A 22,139-nucleotide genomic window follows, 5' to 3' on the forward strand; every position below is an offset into this window, starting at 1 on the left:
GATTCCCGGCCAGTGAGCCCCATAGCCAAGGACCAGCTGCCAGTGCCGTTGCCCGGCTGCAGCGTCCCCCCGGAAACGGAACCCGCCCCATGATCATGTACCTGCTGATGGGACTGACGGCTGCTGTCGTGTCCTATGCGGCTACATGGGGGGCCCGGGTCGTCGGCCACCGGCTTGAACTCCACATGCCCATCCGAAGCCGCGATATGCATTCCATTCCCATGTCCCGCCTGGGCGGCGTGGCGATCTTCCTCGGCGTCATGGTGGCCCTCATCGTTGCCAGCCAGTCCTTTTTCGTGAAGGACATCTACCGGAACAACTTCTCGCCATGGGGTGTCCTCGCCGGCGCAGCCGTCATTGTGCTGGTGGGCGTTGCCGATGACCTGCTGGACATCCGGTGGTGGGTGAAGCTGATCGGCCAAAGCATTGCAGGCCTGACCGTGGCCATCTGGGGAGTTCAGATGACCATCGTGCCTTGGGTTCCGGAGCCGATCTACCTCGAGAATGAAACCGTCCGGGTCCTCTTGACTGCCGGACTGATCGTCACCACGATGAATGCGTTCAACTTCATCGACGGGCTGGACGGCCTTGCCGCAGGCGTCGCCATCATCGGCGGCACCGCGTTCTTCTTCACTGCCTACTGGGTGCACCGCAACGCGGTCCTGCTGGACTATTCAGACCTTGCGACGCTGATTACCGCGGTCCTGGTGGGCAGTTGCCTGGGCTTCCTGCCGCACAACTGGTTTCCTTCCAAGATCTTCATGGGCGATTCCGGCGCCATGCTGATCGGGCTGCTGATGGCCTCGGCGGGTGTAGTGTCCACGGGACAGATCACCTCGGGGCTCTACGACAGGGTCAACGGCATCTCCACGGTGATTCCCATCCTGCTTCCCTTCGCGGTCCTCTTCCTTCCGCTGCTGGACCTCGGCCTGGCGGTGGTGCGACGGACTGCCCGGGGCCGCTCGCCCTGGTCTGCCGACCGCGGACACCTGCACCACAAGCTCCTGGACATCGGCTATTCGCACCGCACCGCAGTCATCCTGATGTACCTCTGGACCGCCATCCTCTCCTTCGGGGGACTGGCCTTCGCCATATTCCCGTGGCAGATTGTTCTGTCCATCGATCTCTTCGCCACCCTGGTCATGGGCCTCATCACTGCCTGGCCCTACCTTGCCCGCCGGGGGGAAGAGACCCGGGCGTAACGTCCGTGCGGAAATATTTCTATCTCATGTAGAATTTAGGGGCAGCCAAAGCTGCCCCTCCATACAGCCTGTTGACGATCTTCCGCAGGTGCCGACGATTGGGATCGAATGACCTCCAACGCCGAGTCCGGACCTCTGTCCGGCAACGGACGCGTTGGCGCATCCGGCCCCACCCCGTCGCTCTGGCTGAACCTCCTCAAGCTGAGCTCGATCGCTTCTGCGTGCGGACTGCTGCTTTGCGCTGTACCGGCCATGCTGCTGGACGGCGTGAACGCGGCGCTTTCCAGTACGTCCGGTGGCCTGTTGGTGATGCTGTTCTTCGGAATCAGCCTCCTTGTAGGGCATTTCGTGGGCCGCAGCAATCCTTCCGGTGCCATTGGCATGTTTGTGGCAACCTACTTCGTCAAGGTGGTCGGTTTCGCCGTCGTCCTGTTCGTCGTGGGAGCACCGCAGTGGCTGGACGGGCGCTGGTTTGTTGCCGGCGCTGTCACCACGGTGGTGCTGTGGCAGGCTGCTGAGATCTACGGTTTCAGCAAAGCGCGCCTCCAGATCTACAACGATCCAGAAACCAAGGAAAACCCCGATGCGTGATCCGAAGAAGCCCAACGAAGGCCGCAACGGCAACGGCGGATCAACCGGCTCCGCCCCCGGTGTATCAGGCGACGGAACCAGCGGCGGATACAACGCCGGCATGGCCGTATTCAGCTACATCATTGGCGGAATCATCGTCTGGAGTTTGATAGGGTGGGGACTGGATTACGTGTGGGGAACGCGCTGGATTGTGCTCGCAGGCGCTCTGCTTGGAGCCGTCGGAGGTTTTTACCTTTCCCACATGCATGGCCTTACCAGTTCTCGAAACAATGCTGGGGAGCGTCATGCTGCCAGCGGGCCGTCCCAGGACGGCGACACTAATGCCAAATAATTTCACAGGGGGAACAGCAGGCCATCAGGCTGCCGATCCCCGCCCAACGCCCAATGATGGACACTGCAGAGAGGAAACGCGTTGATCGCGCTTGCGCTCCCGGCCCAAGATTCAGGAGAATTCACTCCTCCTGGTATTAACGAAATGCATTTGCCGGCAATCCTGCCGTGGGGTGCCGCAGAAGGATTCTCCAAGCAGATGCTGCTGGTCCTCCTCTCTGTCGTCTTTATCGCCGTCTTCTTCGTGCTCGCTGCACGCAAGCAGCAGCTGGTACCCGGCAAGCTCCAGTTCGCCGGCGAGGCCGCCTACGGCTTCGTCCGCAACGGAATCGCCAAGGACATCATCGGCGGCAAGGACTTCATCAAGTACGTCCCGCTGCTGTTCAGCCTCTTCTTCTTCATCCTGGTTAACAACATCTACGGCGCCATCCCGTTCTTCCAGCTCCCCACGTTCTCCCACGTGGGCGGAGCCTATGTGCTGGCCGGTATCGTCTACTTCACCTGGATCGCCATCGGCGTCAAGAAGAACGGGCTCCGCTACTTCAAGCTGGCCACCGTGCCCTCAGGTGTTCCCTGGTACATTCTTCCGATCGTGATCCCGATCGAGATCATCTCCAACTTCCTGGTCCGGCCGGTCACCCACAGCCTCCGTCTGTTCGCCACCATGCTGGCAGGCCACCTCATCGTGATGATCGCAGGCTACGGCATCGAGTTCCTCGTCATGCAGGAGAACATCCTGCTCAAGGGATCCTCGCTCCTGGTCCTCGCCGGCGCGATCGCCATGTACATGCTTGAAGCCCTGATCATGGTCCTGCAGGCGTACGTCTTTACGCTGCTGACCGCGATCTACATCGAAGGCGCGCTTCACGCCGACAGCCACTAGGCACCAGCCGCACGGCATTGCGCCGCAAGGCACATAAAAACTTCCCCTCGCGGGGATAGAGCAACCCAAACAACCTGCCACACGGGTGGCATCTTGAAAGGAAGAAAAATGGAAGGCAATCTCAACCTCGTAGGTTACGGTCTGTCCGCAATCGGCGGTGGTATCGGTGTTGGCCTCGTATTCGCTGCCTACATCAACGGCGTTGCACGTCAGCCGGAAGCACAGCGCGTCCTGCAGCCGATCGCATTCCTCGGCCTTGCGCTCACCGAAGCCCTCGCCATCCTCGGCCTGGTCTTCGCCTTCGTTCTCTAGTCCTTAGAGCGAAGCGAACTTACAGAACCGAGTAGAAAAGGACGGGTGAAATATGAATCAGCTGATCATCTCAGCCGCCACTGAGGGCGAAGTCAACCCCCTGGTTCCCAACGTCTGGGAAATGGGCGTTGTCCTCGTGGGCTTTGCCATCCTCATGTTCATTGTGGTCAAGTTCGTTGTCCCGATGTTCGAAAAGACCTTCGCCGAGCGTGCCGAGGCCATTGAAGGTGGCATTGCAAAGGCTGAAAAGGCCCAGGCTGAGGCTTCTGCTGCACTCGAAGAGTACAAGCAGCAGCTGACCGACGCCCGCACCGAAGCCAACCGCATCCGTGAGGAAGCCCGCGCCGAAGGTGCCCAGATCCTCGCGGATCTCAAGGAGAAGGCAGCTGCAGAGTCTGCCCGCATCACGGCCCAGGCGCACGCACAGATCGAATCCGAGCGCCAGGCGGCCGTTGTGTCCCTGCGCTCCGAGGTCGGCACCCTGGCCACCACCCTGGCCGGCCGGATCGTCGGCGAATCGCTCAACGACGACGAGCGTGCAGCTCGGGTCGTGGACCGCTTCCTGGCAGATCTGGAGAACCAGAACGCAGGTGCAGCTAAGTAATGGCAGGCGTATCGAGCGAATCGCTGGCAACAGCGCTGACAGCGTTGGAAGCCAAGCTTCCGACGGCGTCGCTGCAGCTGGCAAAGGAACTCTTCGGAATTCTGGGAATGGTGGACAGCTCGGCTGGCTTGCGCCGCGCCCTGACTGACCCGTCCCGCAACGGTGACGAAAAGTCGGCGCTGGTCAGGCAGCTGGTTGGCGGAAAAGTCTCCGCTGATGCTGCAGATATCGCGAGCGGACTGGCCAGCCTGCGCTGGGCAACTGCCCGTGACATCGGCGATGCACTCGAGACTCTTGCCGCAACGGTGGTCATTTCCGTTGCTGAAAACAAGTCGGCCGTTTCTGCCTCCGGAATCACTGGCCTGGAAGAACTGGAGAACGATCTGTTCTCCTTCAACCAGGCTGTTGCCTCCAGCCACGAGGTACAACGTGCTCTGTCCGAAACACAGGCCAGCGCCGCAGCCAAGTCGGCATTTGCCGAAAAGCTGATGCCCGGTGCCAGTGAGGAAGCCAAAGTCCTCATCCGGCAGGCCGTTACCCAGCCCCGCGGCATCAAGCCGACCCGGCTGGTGGAACGTTTCGCGGAGCTGGCGGCCAAGCGGCAGCAGCGCTGGATTGCAACGGTCAATGTGACCCGTCCCCTGACGCAGACGCAGCTTGCACGCCTTCAGGCGGGCTTGAACGCCATGTACGGGCGGGAACTGAAGATCAACCTCAACGTTGATCCGGAACTCATTGGCGGCATTCGCGTCCAGGTTGGTGACGAAGTGCTCGACGCTTCGGTACTCACCAGGCTGGGCGAGCTGCAACGCCAGCTGGCCGGCTAGCCGGACAAGCACAAACAAACTGATAGAAACCCCGGTCATCGGCAACGGTGATCACAAAACAGGAGAGCAGGGACTGCAGATGGCCGAATTGACCATCAACGCCGACGACGTCCGTAATGCGCTGAACGAGTTCGCGGCGTCCTACGAACCCGGAAACGCAGAACGCGTAGAGGTCGGCCGCGTATCTACCGCTGGTGACGGCATCGCCCGTGTTGAGGGCCTTCCCTCGGTCATGGCGAACGAGCTGCTTCGCTTTGAGGACGGCACGCTGGGCCTGGCCCAGAACCTCGACGTCCGCGAAATCGGCGTCATCATCCTCGGTGACTTCACCGGCATCGAAGAAGGCCAGGAAGTCCACCGCACCGGACAGGTTCTGTCCGTTCCCGTGGGCGACGCCTTCCTTGGCCGTGTTGTCGACCCGCTGGGCATGCCCATCGACGACCTCGGCGAGATCAAGGCCGAAACCACCCGCGCACTGGAGCTCCAGGCTCCCGGCGTGACCCAGCGCAAGTCTGTGCACGAGCCGATGCAGACCGGACTCAAGGCCATCGACGCCATGATCCCGATCGGCCGCGGCCAGCGCCAGCTCATCATTGGCGACCGCCAGACCGGCAAGTCGGCCATTGCGATCGACACCATCATCAACCAGAAGGCCAACTGGGCTTCGGGCGATGTGACCAAGCAGGTCCGCTGCATCTACGTGGCCATCGGTCAGAAGGCGTCGACCATCGCCGCCATCCGCCAGACCCTCGAGGACAACGGCGCACTGGAGTACACCACCATCGTGGCGTCTCCGGCATCCGACCCCGCAGGCTTCAAGTACCTGGCACCGTACGCCGGTTCGGCCATCGGCCAGCACTGGATGTACGGCGGCAAGCACGTCCTCATCGTGTTCGATGACCTCTCCAAGCAGGCCGAGGCCTACCGTGCAGTGTCCCTGCTGCTCCGCCGCCCGCCGGGCCGCGAAGCCTACCCGGGCGACGTGTTCTACCTGCACTCCCGCCTGCTGGAGCGTTGTGCAAAGCTGTCCGACGAACTGGGTGCCGGTTCCATGACGGGCCTGCCGCTGATCGAGACCAAGGCGAACGACGTGTCCGCCTACATCCCGACCAACGTCATCTCCATCACCGACGGCCAGATCTTCCTGCAGTCGGACCTCTTCAACGCCAACCAGCGCCCCGCTGTTGACGTGGGTGTGTCCGTGTCCCGCGTGGGTGGCGCCGCACAGGTGAAGTCCATGAAGAAGGTCTCCGGCACGTTGAAGCTGGACCTCGCCCAGTACCGCGACATGCAGGCATTCGCCATGTTCGCCTCGGACCTGGACGCCGCATCGCGCCAGCAGCTGACCCGTGGCGCCCGCCTCATGGAGCTGCTGAAGCAGGGCCAGTACTCGCCGTTCCCGGTCGAGAACCAGGTCGTCTCCATCTGGGCCGGCACCAACGGCTACCTGGACGACGTTCCGGTTGAGGACATCAGCCGCTTCGAGTCCGAGTTCCTGGAGCACCTGGCGCACAAGTCCTCGATCCTCACCACGCTGGCGCAGACCAACGTGCTGGACGATGACACCGCGGCAGCTCTCAAGTCGGCAATCGTCGACTTCAAGAAGGGCTTCTTTGGCGAGGGTGACAACCACCTGGTCGGTGCGGGGCATGAGGAATATGCCGCCATCGACGAGGGCCAGGTTGACCAGGAAAAGATCGTCAAGCAGAAGCGCTAGTTCCATTGGCCGGGTGTGCCGGGTCCACAGGACCCGGCACACCCGGCCTACGGAACGCTAGGAAAGGATAAGTATGGGAGCCCAGATCCGGGTCTACCGCCAGAAGATCAGCTCGACCACGTCGATGCGTAAGATCTTCAAGGCGATGGAACTGATCGCTACCTCGCGCATCGGCAAGGCCCGTGCGCGCGTAGCAGCTTCACTGCCTTACGCGAACGCGATCACGCGCGCCGTTTCTGCTGTCGCAAGCCAAAGCGAAATCGACCACCCGCTGACCACCGAGCCGGAGCAGATCCGCCGTGCCGCCGTCCTGGTAATTACCGCGGACCGCGGACTGGCAGGTTCCTACTCGGCCAGCGTGCTCAAGCAGGCGGAAGGTCTCATCGAGCTGCTCCACGAAGAAGGCAAGGAAGTCAAGACTTACGTCGTTGGACGTAAAGCTCAGGCCTACTTCGATTTCCGGAACCGTGAATACGCACGGGTCTGGACCGGAGGGACAGATGCGCCTGAGTTCACCACCGCGCGCGAAATTGGCGAGGCACTGCTGGCCGAGTTCGCGACCGACTACGAAGAGGGCGGCGTGGACGAGATCCACGTGGTTTACACCCGCTTCAAGTCCATGGTCACCCAGGAGCCCACGGTCATCCGCCTGCTTCCCCTGGAAGTAGTGGAAGAACAGGCTGCTTCTGAATCGGACCTGTTGCCGCTGTACGAGTTCGAGCCGGAAACCGAGCGCGTTCTTGACGCTCTGCTCCCGCGCTACATCGAGTCGCGCATCTTCGCGGCGATGCTGCAGGCAGCAGCTTCCGAGCTTGCTGCACGCCAGCGGGCCATGAAGTCCGCCGGCGACAACGCCACGGACCTCATCAAGAAGTACACGCGTCTGCGCAACACGGCCCGCCAGGCTGAAATTACGCAGGAGCTTTCCGAGATTGTTGCCGGCGCCGACGCCCTCGCGTCCTAGCCTGCAGCAGGCCGGATTCCGCTGGACCTGCACCACCAAAGATAAACTTAAACCCACGCCATCTACTGAGTGAAGTGAGAGAGATGACTGCCACTGCTACCGAACACGTAGCCGCAACGTCCGGTGCCACCGGCCGTATTGCGCGCGTAATCGGCCCGGTTGTCGACGTCGAATTCCCGGCCGACGCAATCCCGTCCATCTACAATGCCCTCACCACCGAGATTACTCTCAACGGTGTAACCAAGACCATCACGTTCGAGACCGCCCTGCACCTGGGCGACAACCTCATTCGCGCCATCTCCCTGCAGGCTACCGACGGACTGGTCCGCGGCACCAACGTAGTGGACACCGGCGCCCCCATCTCCGTACCCGTTGGCGACGGCGTCAAGGGCCACATCTTCAACGTGCTGGGCCAGCCCCTGGACGTTGCAGAGTCGGAACTGGACATCAGCGAACGCTGGCCGATCCACCGCAAGGCACCGAACTTCGCCTCGCTCGAAGGCTCCACCGAGATGCTGGAAACCGGCATCAAGGTCATCGACCTCCTCACCCCGTACATCAAGGGTGGAAAGATCGGCCTCTTCGGCGGCGCCGGCGTGGGCAAGACCGTTCTGATCCAGGAAATGATCACCCGTGTGGCCCGCAACTTCGGTGGTACCTCGGTGTTCGCCGGCGTTGGCGAGCGTACCCGTGAAGGTAACGACCTCTGGGTTGAAATGGAAGAGGCGGGCGTCCTCAAGGACACCGCCCTTGTGTTCGGCCAGATGGACGAGCCGCCGGGAACGCGCCTCCGCGTTGCCCTGTCCGCGCTGACCATGGCGGAGTACTTCCGCGATGTGCAGAACCAGGACGTGCTGCTCTTCATCGACAACATCTTCCGCTTCACCCAGGCAGGTTCCGAGGTTTCCACCCTCCTCGGCCGCATGCCGTCCGCCGTGGGCTACCAGCCCAACCTGGCAGACGAGATGGGCCTCCTGCAGGAGCGCATCACGTCCACCAAGGGCCACTCCATCACCTCGATGCAGGCCATCTACGTTCCCGCAGATGACTACACCGACCCGGCTCCGGCAACGACCTTCGCACACCTCGACGCGACCACGGAACTTTCCCGTGAAATCGCCTCCCGTGGTCTGTACCCGGCCGTTGACCCGCTGACGTCAACGTCCCGTATCCTGGATCCCCAGTACATCGGCAAGGACCACTACAACACGGCTGTCCGCGTGAAGCAGATCCTGCAGAAGAACAAGGAACTCCAGGACATCATCGCCATCCTCGGTGTGGATGAACTCTCCGAAGAGGACAAGATCGTCGTGTCGCGTGCACGCCGCATCCAGCAGTTCCTGTCCCAGAACACCTACACCGCCAAGCAGTTCACCGGCGTCGAGGGCTCCACGGTATCCATCAAGGACACCGTTGAAGGCTTCACCGCGATCTGCGACGGCGACCTCGACCACATCGCGGAGCAGGCGTTCTTCAACGTCGGCGGCCTCGACGACGTCGAGCGCCAGTGGGCCAAGATCCAGGAACAGACCAAGTAATATGGCTGAGCTTGAGGTTGAGATTGTCGCAGCGGACCACTTCGTGTGGTCCGGAGCGGCCAAGATGGTCAAGGCCCGCACCAGCGATGGTGAAATCGGAATCCTGCCCGGCCACTCGCCCCTGCTGGCGATCCTGGCCGAGGGTGAACTGGCGATCCAGCCGGTATCGGGAGACCGGATCGCGGTAGACGTCGACGGCGGGTTCTTCTCCGTGGACAACAACCGCGTGGTCATCGTTGCTGACAACGCCCAGCTGGGCGGCTCGGCTACCGCTGGGATCCGCTAGCATCACCTTGATGGACGCATCGAGTCTTCCGTTCATCGCCATGGCAATCGCTTTTGGATTGCTGATCTTTGCACTGTGCCTTTCGGGGGTGCGCCGCTTCAACCTGCGGCGTGCCCTCGGCACGGTGGACGCCTCCATTTGCATGGCTGGAAACAGCTGGCAGATGGGGGTTTGTCGTTATCAGGACAACGACCTCGAGTGGTTCCGCCTGATCTCCCTCAGCGTCCGGCCCAAACACAAGTTCAAGCGCCACAGCCTTGAACTGCTGGGCCGCCGCAAACCCACGGAGGCCGAGGCCGTGAAGGTCCAGCCCGACGTCGTGATCGTGGAACTGCGGTATGAAGGCAAGGACCTGCGCCTCGCCATGAAATTCGACGCCTACACAGGCCTCTCGTCCTGGCTGGAGGCCGGTCCGGTCATCGGCGTGGGCACCTGGCGCTAGCCGACGTGGACTGGCTCTTCGAGGTCCGGCTCGTGGACGGGCCGGTCTTCTGGGTTTCCCTCATCCTGGGCCTCGCCGGGGCGCTGTACCTCCTGGTGCCTCCTTACGGCACCCGCCCCCGGCACTGGCTCTTCCGGGTCCTGGCAGGCGCAGCGGCGGCGTTCGCACTGGTCGCGGCCGTGCACTGGGCCCTCATCAACGTCTTCTCGGTCTTCACTGCGAACATCCCGGACGCTGTGCTGCTCTGGATCGTGGCCGCCGTCGCCGCCCTCATCCTTCTGGTCCTGCGGGTGCCCCGCGGCACCTGGCGGAGCCGCGGAACCGGATTCGCCGCGGTCCTCCTGGTCGCGGCTCTCTCGGCGGTACAGATCAATGCCTACTATGGCCTCAACCGCACGGTCAGCGACCTCTTTGGCACGGCACTGGCGAGGGTCCCCGCGCTGGAGCGGGAGCTGATGCGCCAGCCTGGGGAGCCCGACGGCGCCACGCTCCAAGGCTGGACAGCGCAGGAGGAGATGCCGGCCGGGGGAGTGCTGCGCCGGTCCGTGATCCCGGGCGATGTTTCCGGAATGGATACCCGGGAAGCCTACATCTACCTCCCTCCCGCCTACTTTGCGCAGAACCGCCCCGCCCTCCCGGTGCTGGTGCTGGTGGCGGGACAGCCAGGCGGCCCTGCAGACTGGCTGACCGGTGGTGCACTGCAGTCCCACATGGACGCCTTCGCCGCCGCGCACGGGGGAGTGGCCCCCGTGGTGGTGGTGCCCGACCCCAACGGATCACAGTCCGCCAACACCATGTGCATGGACAGCCGGATAGCACGCGCGGACACGTATCTCTCCCAGGACGTCCCGCACTGGATAAAGTCCACGCTCGCCGTCGACACAGACCACCGCAGGTGGGCGGCCGGAGGGTTCTCCTTCGGCGGCACCTGCGCACTGCAGCTGGGAACCAGGCATCCGGACCTTTTCCCCTCGGTTTTGTCCTTCTCCGGCGAGGCGGAGCCGGCGATTGCCAAGGAGCGCCACAAGACCATCGAGGCGTCCTTCCCGGGGGACCCTGAGGCCTTCGTCCGGCAGACTCCCCTGGCCATCATGAAGGAGCAGCGCTTCGATGGCAGCGGACTCTACCTGACCGCCGGGCAGGACGACCCGGAATTCGTCGGGTACCTCCGTACCCTGGCCGCTGCCGCGGAGGATGCCGGCTTTACGGTGCGCGCCTACGAGGTGGAGCATACCGGCCACTCGTGGGATACCTCCTCGAAGCGTATTGCCGATGCCCTCGACTTCCTGGCCGAACGCTGGGGGCTGGACAGGTGACCGCTGAGAAGCAGGTGCGGACTGCCCGCCTTGCCTGGTCCACGGTGGTGCTGCCCGCCCTCAAGGACGGGGCGTCGGCCGTGAAGGCGGCACCCTTTACGCTTGCGGTGCTCGGTCTCTTCCTGGCCGCGGGGGCAGTGACCGGCAGCTTCGCTGCAGGCCCGCCCGAAGAATTGATGGGGCTTGCGGGTGTCAGCGGGCCGGGGCTCCGGGACGGCAACTGGTGGTCCCTCTTCACCAGCCTCTTCTTCGCCACGAATCCGCTGGCCTACCTTGTTGCCGCGCTAATGATCGTGGTGTTCCTGGGCCCCGCCGAGCGCAGGCTGGGAACGCGGGCGGCCATCGCACTGCTGCTGGGCGGCCAGTTCGCCGCCGTCACGCTGTTCCTGCTGGTGACCCAGGTTGCGGGATACGTGGGGGACGGCTGGCTGGACCGGATGGCCGATGACGTCCTGGTTGGCCCGTATGCCCCGCTGCTGACGGCGGGCCTGGCGGGAAGCGCGCGGCTGCCGGTCCTGTGGCAGCGCCGCCTGCGGACAGCCGTGCTGTCCATCTCGCTCCTGCTGGTCCTGTATGTAGGGCACGCTGAAACTGTGATCGGGCTGCTGGGCGCCGTGCTGGGGCTACTGGCCGGCTGGTGGATCCAGGGGGACCAGGGGCAGCTCCACCGGCACCGGTCAACCGGGCGCGAAACCAGGAACCTCCTGGCCCTCACGGTCGCCGTTTTTGCCGTGGGGCCGATCCTGACCGGGATCGCCCGGGCGCCCACGGGCCCGCTGGCCCTGCTGCGCGACGTGCTCCTGAATCCGCTGCCGACGCTTGGCCAGCTGGCGTTCAGTTGCGGCGCCACGGTGGAGGCTTCCTGCCTGGAAGAGGGCCGGGCCGGTTTTGCCGGTCCAGTCGGGCTTGCCCTGGCGGTGGTTCCGGTAGCCCTGCTGCTGATCTGTGCGGACGGCATGCGCCGCGGCCGCCGCCTTGCCCTGAACATTGCCATCGCCATCCAGTTGGCCGTTACGGCGCTGGCCGCCGTCTACCTTGCCCTCTTCGCCCTGTTGCCCTCGAGGAGCCAGGTGCCCAATGCCGGGCCGATGGGCTCCGCGTTTGCCCACGTGCTTCCCCTTGTGGTGGTGCCGCTGCTGCTGGCGCTGGTCCTGTGGTCTAACCGGCGGCAGTTCCGGGTGCAGACAGCGCCGTCCTCCCGCAGGGTGCTGGCGGCGGTGGCGGGAGGAACGTGGCTTGCCCTGGCCGGCTCCTATGCACTGGCCTGGTTCTGGTCAGGAGGGCTGGAGCGCGACGGCGGGTTGCTGGGACTGCTGGCTGAGCTGGCCAGGCAGTACGTCCCCATTCCCATTCCGCAGCACTACCGCGGCGTTTTCGCTGACCGTAACGCCCTGGAGTCCGTGCTGTTTGCCTATTCCGGACCGGTGTTCTGGGTCATCGCGCTGGCGGCAGTGTGGTGGGTGCTGCTGGGCAAGGCCCACGGCACCGATTCCGGCGTGGAGGACAGGGACAGGGCCAGGTCGCTGCTGCACCAGGGCGGTGGTCCGCTCTCGTGGATGGCGCTGTGGGAACCCAACACCTATTGGTTCAGCTCCGACGGCAAGGGCGCCGTCGCCTTCCAGCAGCACGGCAGTGTTGCCCTCACCCTCGGCGGAGCCTTCGGACCGAAGGAAGCCCAACAGCGCGTTACCGGGGAATTCCTGGCCTATTGCCGGAGCCACGCGCTGATTCCGGCGCTGTATTCGTGCGATGACACACTGTGGCCGGCGCTGCAGGAACAGGGGTTTGCCCGGGTGGCCGTTGCCCAGGAAACGCGGTTGCCGATCCGCGAGCTCGAGTTCAAAGGAAAGGAATGGCAGAACGTCCGGACTGCGCTGAACCGGGCCGCCAAGCTGGGCGTGCGTGCCGTGTGGGGGCCGTACCACTCGCTGCCGGCGGCGCTCCGGTCACGGTTGAGCGAGGTGTCCGAAGAGTGGGCAGCAGGAAAGTCTGTCCCCGAGATGGGCTTCACCCTGGGCGGTGTGGACGAGCTTGAGGACGAGGAGGTGCTGTGCTGCCTCGCCGTGGACGGCAACGGAACCGTCCACGGCGTCACCAGCTGGCTTCCCGTCTACGACGGCGGGCGGCTGGTCAGCCGGACACTGGACGTCATGCGCCGTGGCGCCGAAGGTTTTCCCGGGGTGATGGAATTCCTGATCGCCTCCGCGGTCCTGGAGCTGCGCGGTTCGGTGGAGGTGATCTCCCTGTCCGGCTCCCCGCTGGCGCGGGTTCCCGTGGGGCAGGCAGGAGCGCCGGGAAGCGGTCCTGCCGGGGAGAACCCCGGCGGCAGGGAGGATGGGCAGCCGGGCCCGGAGAACCTGGTGAAAATCCTGGACCTGGTGGGGCACGCCCTCGAACCTGTCTACGGTTTCCGGTCCCTGGCGGCGTTCAAATCAAGGTTCAAGCCGGAGTACCGCGCACTCTATCTCTATTACCAGGACCCGCTGCACCTGCCGGCTATTGGCCGGGCACTGACCCGCGCCTACCTCCCCGGGCTTTCGCTTGCGCAGGGCGCGCGTTTGGTGCGAAGTTTAGGAAAGTGAATGCCGCAGCATTTACTGATGAATTTCCTCCCGCAAGGGCGTCCGGGTTTTCCCCACCTTTTGTCCGGCAACTCCCGCTTCTGGAACTGAACATAAAAATGGTCCCCGGCACAAATGCCGGGGACCATTTTTCGCTGCCGGCCGCTGGTGCGGCGGCGGGCGGAGACTAGACCAGCGTTACACCGGTAGCCTGCGGACCCTTGGCGCCCTGGCCGATTTCGAACTGAACGCGCTGGTTCTCGTCGAGGGTCTTGAAGCCGCCGGTCTGGATTTCGGAGTAGTGGACGAAGACGTCACCGTCCGAATCATCCGGGGTAATGAAGCCGAAGCCCTTTTCAGCGTTGAACCACTTGACGGTTCCCTGTGCCATTTATTTCTCCTCATTGTGGAACTTTTTAAGATCGGCACACCTCGTGCCGGCCTTGGTCACTCCGCGAGAAGAATCCTGGTCAGCCGCCCCTGGAAAAGGAACCGGCGGTGCAGGAGCTTCGCGCTCGCAACATGTCTTGCGAGCATGAAAAAACACCTACACAAAGACTGAGATAAGAATTTCATGCCCGTTCCCGCAGGTCAACGGTTTGGGCTTCAAAATGGATAAATTTTGGGCGAAGAGGAGGTTAATGCGCACGTCAGGGGCATTTGCAACGGGCCACGAAGTGCCGGGCCGCACGGTCAGAAAAGCCGGGACTCACTGTCGTCAACACCGCGCATGGCGTCGTAGTCCAACGTGATGCAAGCAATGCCCCGGTCATTGGCCAGGACCTTGGCCTGCGGCTTGATCTGCTGGGCCGCGAAAATCCCGCGGACCGGGGCCAGCAGGGGATCGCGGTTGAGCAACTCAAGGTAACGCGTGAGTTGCTCAACGCCGTCGATATCGCCGCGCCGCTTCAGCTCAATGGCAACCGTGGCGCCCTCGGCGTCGCGCGCCAGGATATCCACCGGCCCGATGGCCGTGAAGTATTCACGGCGGATGAGGGAGTATCCCGTCCCCAGCGTTTCAATCTGTTCCGCCAGGAGCCGCTGCAGGTCTGCCTCCACGCCATCCTTGATGAGCCCGGGGTCCACGCCGAGATCGTGGGACGACTCATCGAGCTTTTCATGGATGTTGATGATGAGCCGGTCATCGGTCTTGGCTGACTGCACTGTCCACTGCTCCATCACCCCCAGCTCAAGATCCACGTCCTCCGGGGAGGAGACCCTGAGGGTGGCCGGTGGGCTCATCCAGTTGAGCGGCTTGTAGGAACCGCCGTCTGAATGGACCAGGACGGAGCCATCGGCCTTCACCAGCAGGAGCCTGGTGGCAAGCGGGAGGTGGGCTTTGAGCCGGCCAACATAATCAACGGAGCATCGGGCTATGACAAGTCGCACGCCGTACAGACTACCGTCTGCCGCGCACGCAGTTGGCAGGGGGTGGCCACCGCACCGGGGTCTGCCCGCAGGAAACCGCACGGCGGCTGGGGCAGAATGGATGCATGCCGCGCTCCAACCGACCCCGCCGCCCAGTGTCCGGAAAGGGTTCCGTGTCCGGAAGGGCGGGCGCCGGAAAGAAGGGCAGCCGGGAGGTGCCCGAGCTGGACCTGGAACGGGCGCGTGCCGGGATTGCACGGCGGGAAAGCGCCCCTGACGGCGAGTGGATGGTGCGCACCATGACCGCCAGGAACGCCGAAAAGACCTATATCTGCCCCGAGTGCTCCACCGCCGTGCCGCCCGGTGTGGCCCACCTGGTGGTCTGGAAGGATGACCACCTGTTCGGCGCTGCCGCCGGACTGGCCGAGCGCCGGCACTGGCACACCAACTGCTGGATGTCACGCAGTTACCGCTACCGCTGACCTGAGGGCAAAGATGCGCCCGCTGTCGCTAAGCTGGCAGGCATGACTTTTGATCCGGCGTCGTACGAATTCCGCCAGGGCCCAGGCCCCACTCCCATCCGTGCCTCCACCGTGCTGCCCGCCAAGCGCGAGCTGGTGAAGCTGGATACGGAAGACGGGCACACACTGGTGGCCGAGCTGGCGCTGCCGGAATCCGGCCCCGTGAATGCCACGTTGATCACCCTGCACCCCCTTCCAACGCACGGCGGGTTCATGGACTCGCATGTCTACCGCAAGGCTTCCTACCGGCTGCCTGCGCTCGCCGGCATCGCCGTGCTGCGGTTCAACACCCGCGGAACCGCATCCCCGCACGGAACCAGCAGCGGGGCCTTCGACGAGGGGGTAGGGGAGCGCCATGACATGGAGGCCGCGGTCCGCTTCGCCGTCGAACGCGGCCTGCCCAACCGCTGGCTGGTCGGGTGGTCCTTCGGCACGGAACTCGCCCTGATGTACGGGGCCGTGGAGCCGGTGGCGTCCCAGGTCGAGGGGGCAGTCCTGCTCTCGCCGCCGCTGCACCGGGCCAAGGACAAGGACCTGTTGCAGTGGGCGGCATCCGGAAAGCCGCTCGCGGTCCTGGTGCCGGAGCACGACGACTTCCTCAAGCCTGCCGAGGCGGCCGAACGCTTCAGCCTGGTGCCGCAGGCCCGCGTGGTGGGCGTGGACGGTGCCAAACACCTGTGGGTGGGGGAGAAGTATGCTGCCCGGGTCCTCAATGAAATCGTGGATGAGGTCAGCGAAGCAGGATCAGGCGCTGCGGGACTGCCGCAGGAATGGGACGGGCCCGTCGCCACAGCCTCCGCCTAGGATCCCTGGTTCCGCCGCGGTTCGGCCCCACAGCGGCGGCCCGGTGCTGGACCTGCCGTGGTGCTGCTCCTGCGTTAGTGCTGGTCCTGGCGGACGATGTAGATCTCCCTGACCAGCAGCAGGACAGCAGCCGCCGTGGGAATGGCGATGAGGGCGCCGAGGACCCCCAGCAGGCTGCCGCCGGCGATGACCGAGATAACAGCCACGGCGCCGGGAACGGCCACGGCCTTCTGCATGATGCGCGGGGAGATGAAGTAGGCCTCGAACTGCAGGTAGGAGAAGTAGCAGATTCCGTAGATGGCCGCGGTCTGCCAGCCCTCCGTAAGCGAGACCAGCAGCACCACGACCCCGGCAATCATTCCGCCCACCAGCGGAATGAAGGCGAGCAGCGCCACCACGAAGGCCAGCAGCAGGGCGAAGGGTATTCCCACGATTGACATCACGATGAAGGCAAAGGTGGCGTTCAGGAGGGCAACCACCGCCTGCCCGATCACGTAGTTGCCCACCGATCGGGTAATTTCCTCGGACAGGGCCTCCACACGGTGCCGCCGGGACCGCGGCGCAAGCCGGTAGCCCCACTTCTTCATCGCGGGCAGGGCAGCAAGGAAGTACAGGCTCAGCACCAGCACGATCAGGGTGCCGAAAAGTCCGTTGGCCACGGTGGAACCAAAGCCGACAACGCCGCCAAAGATTCCGCCCATTGCCGCGGGGTCGTTCACGAACTTGTCCAGCTCTTCCGTGACGCGGTCGCGAACACCGAACTGGTCGTCCAGGCTGCGGAAGAACTCGGAATCGATGAAGTCCCGGATCCACACCGGCGCCTGCTCGACGATCTGCGTGACCTGTTCGACGATGGTGGGGATAAGGGTGGCGAAGAAGCCGACGACGGCGCTCACCAGTACCGTGACGGACACCAGGATCCCGGCGGGACGGGGGATTTTCCGGCCTTCCAGCCAACTGACGACAGGTTCAAGGCCCAGCGCGATGAACAGCGCCGCAACGATCCACAGGAGCAGTTGCGTGGTGTTGGAGCCGATCCAGTAGACCAGCAGTGCAAGCCCAACGCCCACGGTTCCCATAAAGCCCAGATACAGGGGGTGCTGTGGCGAAATTCGGGGGCCCGGACTGCCGAACTGGGGCTGCACCCCGCTGTCGCCTCCGCCGTCCCCGTCCTGCCGCGTGTACTCCGGCGGCATCTCGAACCGAAGACGTGGCTGGGCGCCCGGCAAAGGCTGCCGCAGCCGCTGGGCCAGCATCCCGAGTGCAGCCGCGGCGGGCCTCTTCCGGCGGACAGTTCCAGGCCCTTTTCCAGGCCCTTTTCCAGGACCAGGCGGAGCGGCTGCCGGCGGCTGCGTGCCCCCCGGGTTCTCTGGTGCCGCGGAGGATTCGTCCGTCTTGTCAGTCACTGGTTTTTGGGGCCTGTTCCGTACATGGCGCCGCATGGGCGGGCCGGTGTGATGATCATCGCAAACACTATCAGCAGCCTTGTCAACAACAGCTGAAGGGCCTGTTCAGAGCCCCGCTGGCGATCCTGCGCGAAGCCCCGATCCGGGCCCGCGATAACAAAACGGATACTATTGAAACTAAACCCCCGCTGATGATAGGTGTTCCCTTGCGTTTAAAGACTGCAGTCGCACTCGTGCTGCTCGGCCTCCTGACACTTTTGGCCGGCATCGGCCAGAGGACCATCTGGGCCCCCTCCGAAACCTTTACGGCTTCCGCGCCGGCCGATGCTGCCGCTGCGCCGATCACCGTGATCGACCAGAACCTGCGGACCCTTCACGGCGGGACAGTCAAGATCGATATCGAGGGCGACGGCAACTTCATGCTGGCCTCCGGCAGGCCGGACGACGTGGACGCATGGGTTGGCCAGGCCGCACACAACACCGTTACCGGTGTGACCGAGGACGGAGAGTCGCTCCAGGTTGAGCACGCCGACGGCGAGGCCACTGCCCCCAACCCTGCCGGCTCTGACCTCTGGGTTTCCACCGAGAATGCCAGCGGGGAGCTTGAGTACTCCTGGACCCCGCCGGCTGACGGGGACTGGACCCTGCTGCTGGCCTCGGACGGAACGCAGCCCGCACCTGCCTCCATCTCCATGACGTTCCCGAACGACACCTCCACACCCTGGGCCGTTCCCCTGATGGTCCTTGGTTCCCTGCTGGTTGTTGCCGGGATCGTACTGGCCCTGCTCTCTGCCCGCAGGCGCAACGGTGAGGGCGGCGGAGAGGGCAGCGGCTTTGCCCGGCGCGCCCGCGCCCGCAGCGAGGCAAAGTCGTCGTCGCGGGTGACCATGGCTGCTGCCGGCGTCGTTGCCGCTGCCGTGGTGGCCGGGACCGGCGTCGCCGCAAGTGCCACTTCTCCCGCGCCCGCGCCTTCCGCGGACGCGGCAACGGCGTCGCCCGCAGCGCAGGAGGCAGGTTCCCCCGTCCTGCTGGATGCCCAGTTCCGCCGGATCCTGGAGCAGGTCTCCAGCGCCGTTGACGCTGGAGATGCGGCCAAGGATGCCGCCAAGCTGTCCGACCGTGTGGGCGGGACCGAACTGGAAGTCCGCACCCAGAACTACAAGATCCGTTCACAGGTAGGCTCCTACGAGCCGCGCATGCCGGTGCGCTCCACCAAGCTCCTCACCACCGTGGTGACCAGCGACCGCGAATGGCCGCGGTCCGTCATGGCCGTGACCCAGGGTGAGGGCAATGTGGTGCCGCAGCTGCTGACGCTGGTCCAGGCCTCGCCGCGTGAGAACTACAAGCTCGTGGAAACCAACCCGCTGCAGCCCGGCACCACGTTCCCCACCATCAGCCGGGACGGCACCGAGACGCTGGCACCCGCAGACAAGACGGGCCTGCTCTACAGCGGTGAAGAAGCCTTGTCCGGCCTGGCGGACCGCCTCACCTCCGAAGATTCGGCCTTCAAGGACAAGCTGGTGGAAGGGGAGTCCTCGCCGTACATCGCGGATACCCTGTCCTACCAGGCCGAAGTGGTGAAGTCCGGTGAGAACGGCAACTTCTCCTTCACCCACAAGTTGGTCCCCGAAAGCACTGTTGTCTTCCGCACGGCTGACGGCGGCGCGCTGGTCCTGGGACGGATCAACTTCGGCTTCGAGGGGACCCCCAAGGCCGCAGGCGACAAGCTCACCATCGGTGACGACGCAGCGGCACTGGCCGGTGGCAAGGAAACCACCACCGGCATGGTCCTGAGCTTTGCCGAGTCGGTGGCCGTGTACGTGCCGCCGGCAGGTTCAACGGACCCGATGAAGCTTGTGGCGGCAACCCGCGGCCTGACGGGGGCCAGCTTCAAGTAATCCCCTTCCTGCAGTAGCCCCGGCAGCGGCCGGAGTGGCTAGAGTGGAAAGCATGAGTTCGCCAGCTTCCCGCCCAGTCCCTCCTGCCGCTGCCAACCTGCTTAACCTGCGCGGCGCCGTCGACCTTTCCAGCCTGAAGCAGCGCCCGGCCTCGGCAGCTTCACCGGCCGGGACCGGAACGCCGCAGGAAGGCGCCCAGCCGGGTGCCGCTCCCGGCGCCCAGGAACTGAAGGTCAACGTCACCGAGGGCAACTTCCAGCAGCTCGTGGAGCTGTCGGCGCAGGTGCCTGTGGTGTTTGCTCTGTGGGCCTCCTACTCGCCGGAGTCGGCAGCCGTGCTTGAGGTCCTGGAGCGGGTGGTTGGCGGCTACGGCGGCCGGCTGGTCCTTGGCGCCGCGGACATCGAAGCGTTCCCGCAGCTTGCCCAAGCCTTCCAGGTGCAGGCTGTCCCCACCGCTGTGGCCGTCCTCAAGGGCCAGCCGGTGCCGCTCTTCCAGGGCAGCGCGGACGAGCAGCAGGTGCGCAGCCTTTTCGACGAACTGCTGAAAGTGGCCGCCGCGAACGGCGTGACCGGGAGCCTGGGTGCCGGTGCGGAGGAAGAGGACGCTCCGCCGCCGTTGCCGCCGCTGCACCAGGCGGCGTTCGACGCCATCGAAGCGGGGGACTACGCTGCCGCGGCCGTTGCCTACCGCCAGGCGCTGACCGAGATGCCTGCGGACCATGAGGCCAAGGCCGGACTGGCCCAGGTGGAGCTGATGGGGAGGCTGCAGCCACTTTCCGCCCAGGACGGCGAAGCCCTGCGCACGCTCGCGGCCAATGAGCCGGACAACCTTGAGGCCCAGCTGGGGGTGGCAGACCTTGATGTGGCCGGCGGCCATGTGGAGGATGCGTTGAGCCGGCTGGTCTCCTTCATTGGCCGGAACTTCGGCCCGGAGCGTGAGACTGCCCGCGTCCGGCTTCTGGAGCTGTTCGATGTGGTGGGCACCGCGGACGAGCGGGTTGCCAAGGCGCGCCAGGCCCTCGCGAGGGTGTTGTTCTAGTGCCGGCGCTCTTCCAGCCCCTGCGGCTCCGCTCGCTGGAGCTGCAGCACCGGGGCTGGGTGTCGCCGATGTGCCAGTACAGCTGCGACCCCGACGACGCCCCGGGAGTCCCGAACGACTGGCACCTGATGCATCTGGGGTCCTTCGCCACCGGGGGCGCGGCGCTGATACTGACCGAAGCCGCCGCCGTGAATGCGGAAGGCCGGATCAGCCCCCGCGACGCCGGCCTCTACAACGGTGAGCAGGCGGAAGCCTGGCAGCGGATCACGTCCTTTGTCCACCGGCACGGCGCCGCCAACGCCAAGATCGGCGTGCAGCTCGCCCACGCGGGCAGGAAAGCGTCCACCTACTGGCCATTTTCCGGCAAGCACGGCAGCGTTCCGGAGTCCGACGGCGGCTGGACCACCGTGGGCCCGTCGCCTTTGGGTTTCGAAGGGTACGCGGACCCCGCGGCGATGAGCGTGGAGCAGATCAGCGGCGTGGTGCGCGACTTTGCCGACGCCGCTGTGCGGGCGGTGGACGCGGGCTTCGACACGATTGAGATCCACGGGGCCCACGGGTACCTCCTGCACCAGTTCCAGAGCCCGCTGATCAACACACGGACCGATGCCTGGGGCGGCAACGAAACGGGCCGGAACCGGCTGATGCTGGCTGTTGTTGACGCCGTCCGCGCGGTCATTCCGGAGTCCATGCCGCTGCTCCTGAGGATCTCCGCCAGCGACTGGGCAGAAGGCGGCGTGGATCTGGCCGCTTCCGTGCGCCTGGCACGGCAGGCCGCCGAACACGGTGTGGACCTTATCGACGTGTCCAGCGGGGGCGCCGTTGCCCACCAGCAGATCAAGGCCGGCCCCGGCTACCAGACCGGATTTTCGGCAGCCATCCGGAAGGAAGCCGGAGTGGCCACCGGCACCGTTGGCCTGCTGACCTCGGCAGGCCAGGCTGAACACGCCGTCGCCACAGGACAGGCTGACGGCGTCCTCATCGCGAGGGCAGCACTGCGGGACCCGCACTGGTGGCTGAGGGCTGCCTTTGAACTGGGCCATGACCTCGCGTGGCCGCCGCAATACCAGCGTGCCGTTCCGCGGCGCACCTTCTGACGGTCCCGTGATGGCCAGTCGGGACCGCCGCACTCCGCCAAAGCCCGCGTCGGACCCTGAGCGGGAGCCAGCTGCTGAGGGGGCGCCGGCGCCGGGCGGCGGGGTCGACCAGCAGTTGGAAGCCGCCATCCTGGAACTCCTGGCCGCCAGGGCCGCCACGTCCACCATCTGCCCGTCGGAGGCTGCCCGCGCTGTCGGCGGCGGGACGTGGCGCAACCTCATGGAGCCCGCCCGCAGGGCGGCGCGGCGGCTGGTTGACGCAGGCGAAGTCCAGATCACCCAAGGCGGCTCGGTGGTGGATCCCTCCACCGCCAAGGGGCCCATCCGCATCCGGAAGGTGCGTTAGGGAGCCCCGGGACGATGTCGCCGGACAGCGTCCTGCCGGAAGTGGTTCCTACGCCTTTCCCGCTACTCCTCAGGGAGGACCCCGCAG

The 22,139-nt window shown here is 64.9% G+C and carries 23 protein-coding genes; 20 read left to right on the forward strand and 3 right to left on the reverse strand.

Translation table 11 applies throughout. From position 1 onward, the window contains the following. Window positions 1-89: 89 nt before the first annotated feature. From AC6CHP_RS03750 to AC6CHP_RS03815, 14 genes are all read left to right on the forward strand, one after another. The gene (locus AC6CHP_RS03750) at window positions 90-1,202 is read left to right on the forward strand and encodes an MraY family glycosyltransferase (RefSeq protein ID WP_188727880.1); all 1,113 of its coding nucleotides are present in this window, start codon (window positions 90-92) and stop codon (window positions 1,200-1,202) included. A 108-nt stretch (window positions 1,203-1,310) separates the two neighbouring features. Then, the gene (locus tag AC6CHP_RS03755; RefSeq protein WP_498228235.1) at window positions 1,311-1,793 is read left to right on the forward strand and encodes a hypothetical protein; all 483 of its coding nucleotides are present in this window, start codon (window positions 1,311-1,313) and stop codon (window positions 1,791-1,793) included. Next, window positions 1,786-2,124, forward strand: a complete 339-nt coding sequence (locus AC6CHP_RS03760; RefSeq protein ID WP_066277096.1) for an AtpZ/AtpI family protein — start codon at window positions 1,786-1,788, stop codon at window positions 2,122-2,124. Before AC6CHP_RS03755 ends, AC6CHP_RS03760 begins: the two co-directional genes overlap by 8 nt. A gap of 81 nt (window positions 2,125-2,205) precedes the next feature. Continuing rightward, window positions 2,206-3,006, forward strand: a complete 801-nt coding sequence (gene atpB / locus AC6CHP_RS03765) for a F0F1 ATP synthase subunit A (RefSeq protein ID WP_174179147.1) — start codon at window positions 2,206-2,208, stop codon at window positions 3,004-3,006. Window positions 3,007-3,114: 108 nt separating this feature from the next. Continuing rightward, complete coding sequence (gene atpE / locus AC6CHP_RS03770) at window positions 3,115-3,318, forward strand: ATP synthase F0 subunit C (RefSeq protein ID WP_009356484.1); 204 nt, start codon at window positions 3,115-3,117, stop codon at window positions 3,316-3,318. 52 nt (window positions 3,319-3,370) lie between these two features. After that, window positions 3,371-3,922 carry a F0F1 ATP synthase subunit B gene (locus AC6CHP_RS03775; RefSeq protein ID WP_188727886.1) on the forward strand — a complete coding sequence of 184 codons (552 nt, stop codon included), beginning with the start codon at window positions 3,371-3,373 and terminating at the stop codon, window positions 3,920-3,922. Beyond that, window positions 3,922-4,749, forward strand: a complete 828-nt coding sequence (locus AC6CHP_RS03780; protein ID WP_498228236.1) for a F0F1 ATP synthase subunit delta — start codon at window positions 3,922-3,924, stop codon at window positions 4,747-4,749. Before AC6CHP_RS03775 ends, AC6CHP_RS03780 begins: the two co-directional genes overlap by 1 nt. 79 nt (window positions 4,750-4,828) lie before the next feature. Then, window positions 4,829-6,466: a F0F1 ATP synthase subunit alpha gene (atpA, locus tag AC6CHP_RS03785; RefSeq protein WP_188727890.1), complete on the forward strand. Its 1,638-nt coding sequence runs from the start codon at window positions 4,829-4,831 to the stop codon at window positions 6,464-6,466. 73 nt (window positions 6,467-6,539) lie between these two features. Beyond that, on the forward strand, window positions 6,540-7,430 hold the full coding sequence (locus tag AC6CHP_RS03790) for a F0F1 ATP synthase subunit gamma (protein ID WP_104184909.1): 891 nt from the start codon (window positions 6,540-6,542) through the stop codon (window positions 7,428-7,430). An 83-nt stretch (window positions 7,431-7,513) separates the two neighbouring features. Beyond that, complete coding sequence (gene atpD / locus AC6CHP_RS03795) at window positions 7,514-8,968, forward strand: F0F1 ATP synthase subunit beta (protein WP_104184908.1); 1,455 nt, start codon at window positions 7,514-7,516, stop codon at window positions 8,966-8,968. 1 nt (window position 8,969) lies between these two features. Then, on the forward strand, window positions 8,970-9,254 hold the full coding sequence (locus AC6CHP_RS03800) for a F0F1 ATP synthase subunit epsilon (RefSeq protein ID WP_018760117.1): 285 nt from the start codon (window positions 8,970-8,972) through the stop codon (window positions 9,252-9,254). Window positions 9,255-9,264: 10 nt separating this feature from the next. Next, window positions 9,265-9,696, forward strand: a complete 432-nt coding sequence (locus AC6CHP_RS03805) for a DUF2550 domain-containing protein (RefSeq protein ID WP_188727892.1) — start codon at window positions 9,265-9,267, stop codon at window positions 9,694-9,696. Window positions 9,697-9,701: 5 nt separating this feature from the next. Beyond that, the gene (locus AC6CHP_RS03810) at window positions 9,702-11,012 is read left to right on the forward strand and encodes an alpha/beta hydrolase (protein WP_498228237.1); all 1,311 of its coding nucleotides are present in this window, start codon (window positions 9,702-9,704) and stop codon (window positions 11,010-11,012) included. Beyond that, window positions 11,009-13,594, forward strand: a complete 2,586-nt coding sequence (locus tag AC6CHP_RS03815; RefSeq protein ID WP_229675217.1) for a DUF2156 domain-containing protein — start codon at window positions 11,009-11,011, stop codon at window positions 13,592-13,594. The genes AC6CHP_RS03810 and AC6CHP_RS03815 overlap by 4 nt, the downstream gene beginning before the upstream one ends. A gap of 166 nt (window positions 13,595-13,760) precedes the next feature. Here AC6CHP_RS03815 and AC6CHP_RS03820 read toward each other — a convergent pair whose 3' ends face one another. Both AC6CHP_RS03820 and nucS read right to left on the reverse strand, forming a co-directional pair. Continuing rightward, window positions 13,761-13,964: a cold-shock protein gene (locus AC6CHP_RS03820; protein WP_011692441.1), complete on the reverse strand. Its 204-nt coding sequence runs from the start codon at window positions 13,962-13,964 to the stop codon at window positions 13,761-13,763. 302 nt (window positions 13,965-14,266) lie between these two features. After that, the gene (gene nucS / locus AC6CHP_RS03825) at window positions 14,267-14,962 is read right to left on the reverse strand and encodes an endonuclease NucS (RefSeq protein WP_188727896.1); all 696 of its coding nucleotides are present in this window, start codon (window positions 14,960-14,962) and stop codon (window positions 14,267-14,269) included. Between the two features lie 104 nt (window positions 14,963-15,066). Between nucS and AC6CHP_RS03830 the strand changes: the two genes are divergently transcribed. Then, entirely contained in the window at window positions 15,067-15,423 is a 357-nt protein-coding gene (locus AC6CHP_RS03830) for an Rv1322 family protein (protein ID WP_066277065.1), read from the forward strand. 42 nt (window positions 15,424-15,465) lie between these two features. Then, a complete protein-coding gene (locus AC6CHP_RS03835) occupies window positions 15,466-16,266 on the forward strand; it encodes an alpha/beta hydrolase (RefSeq protein ID WP_188727898.1) in 801 nt (266 codons plus the stop codon). 74 nt (window positions 16,267-16,340) lie between these two features. Here AC6CHP_RS03835 and AC6CHP_RS03840 read toward each other — a convergent pair whose 3' ends face one another. Continuing rightward, on the reverse strand, window positions 16,341-17,672 hold the full coding sequence (locus AC6CHP_RS03840; RefSeq protein ID WP_188727900.1) for an AI-2E family transporter: 1,332 nt from the start codon (window positions 17,670-17,672) through the stop codon (window positions 16,341-16,343). A gap of 191 nt (window positions 17,673-17,863) precedes the next feature. Between AC6CHP_RS03840 and AC6CHP_RS03845 the strand changes: the two genes are divergently transcribed. The 4 genes from AC6CHP_RS03845 to AC6CHP_RS03860 are packed head-to-tail and all read left to right on the forward strand — an operon-like array spanning window position 17,864 to window position 22,052. Next, window positions 17,864-19,570, forward strand: coding sequence for a DUF8094 domain-containing protein (locus AC6CHP_RS03845; RefSeq protein WP_498228238.1), 1,707 nt, complete (start codon window positions 17,864-17,866; stop codon window positions 19,568-19,570). A 52-nt stretch (window positions 19,571-19,622) separates the two neighbouring features. Then, the gene (locus AC6CHP_RS03850; RefSeq protein WP_498228239.1) at window positions 19,623-20,609 is read left to right on the forward strand and encodes a co-chaperone YbbN; all 987 of its coding nucleotides are present in this window, start codon (window positions 19,623-19,625) and stop codon (window positions 20,607-20,609) included. Beyond that, complete coding sequence (locus AC6CHP_RS03855) at window positions 20,609-21,706, forward strand: NADH:flavin oxidoreductase/NADH oxidase (protein WP_427117710.1); 1,098 nt, start codon at window positions 20,609-20,611, stop codon at window positions 21,704-21,706. Before AC6CHP_RS03850 ends, AC6CHP_RS03855 begins: the two co-directional genes overlap by 1 nt. Before the next feature lie 10 nt (window positions 21,707-21,716). Further along, complete coding sequence (locus tag AC6CHP_RS03860) at window positions 21,717-22,052, forward strand: DUF3253 domain-containing protein (protein WP_498228240.1); 336 nt, start codon at window positions 21,717-21,719, stop codon at window positions 22,050-22,052. Window positions 22,053-22,139: the final 87 nt, after the last annotated feature.

The sequence above is a fragment of the Pseudarthrobacter sp. GQ63 genome, assembly GCF_059758765.1.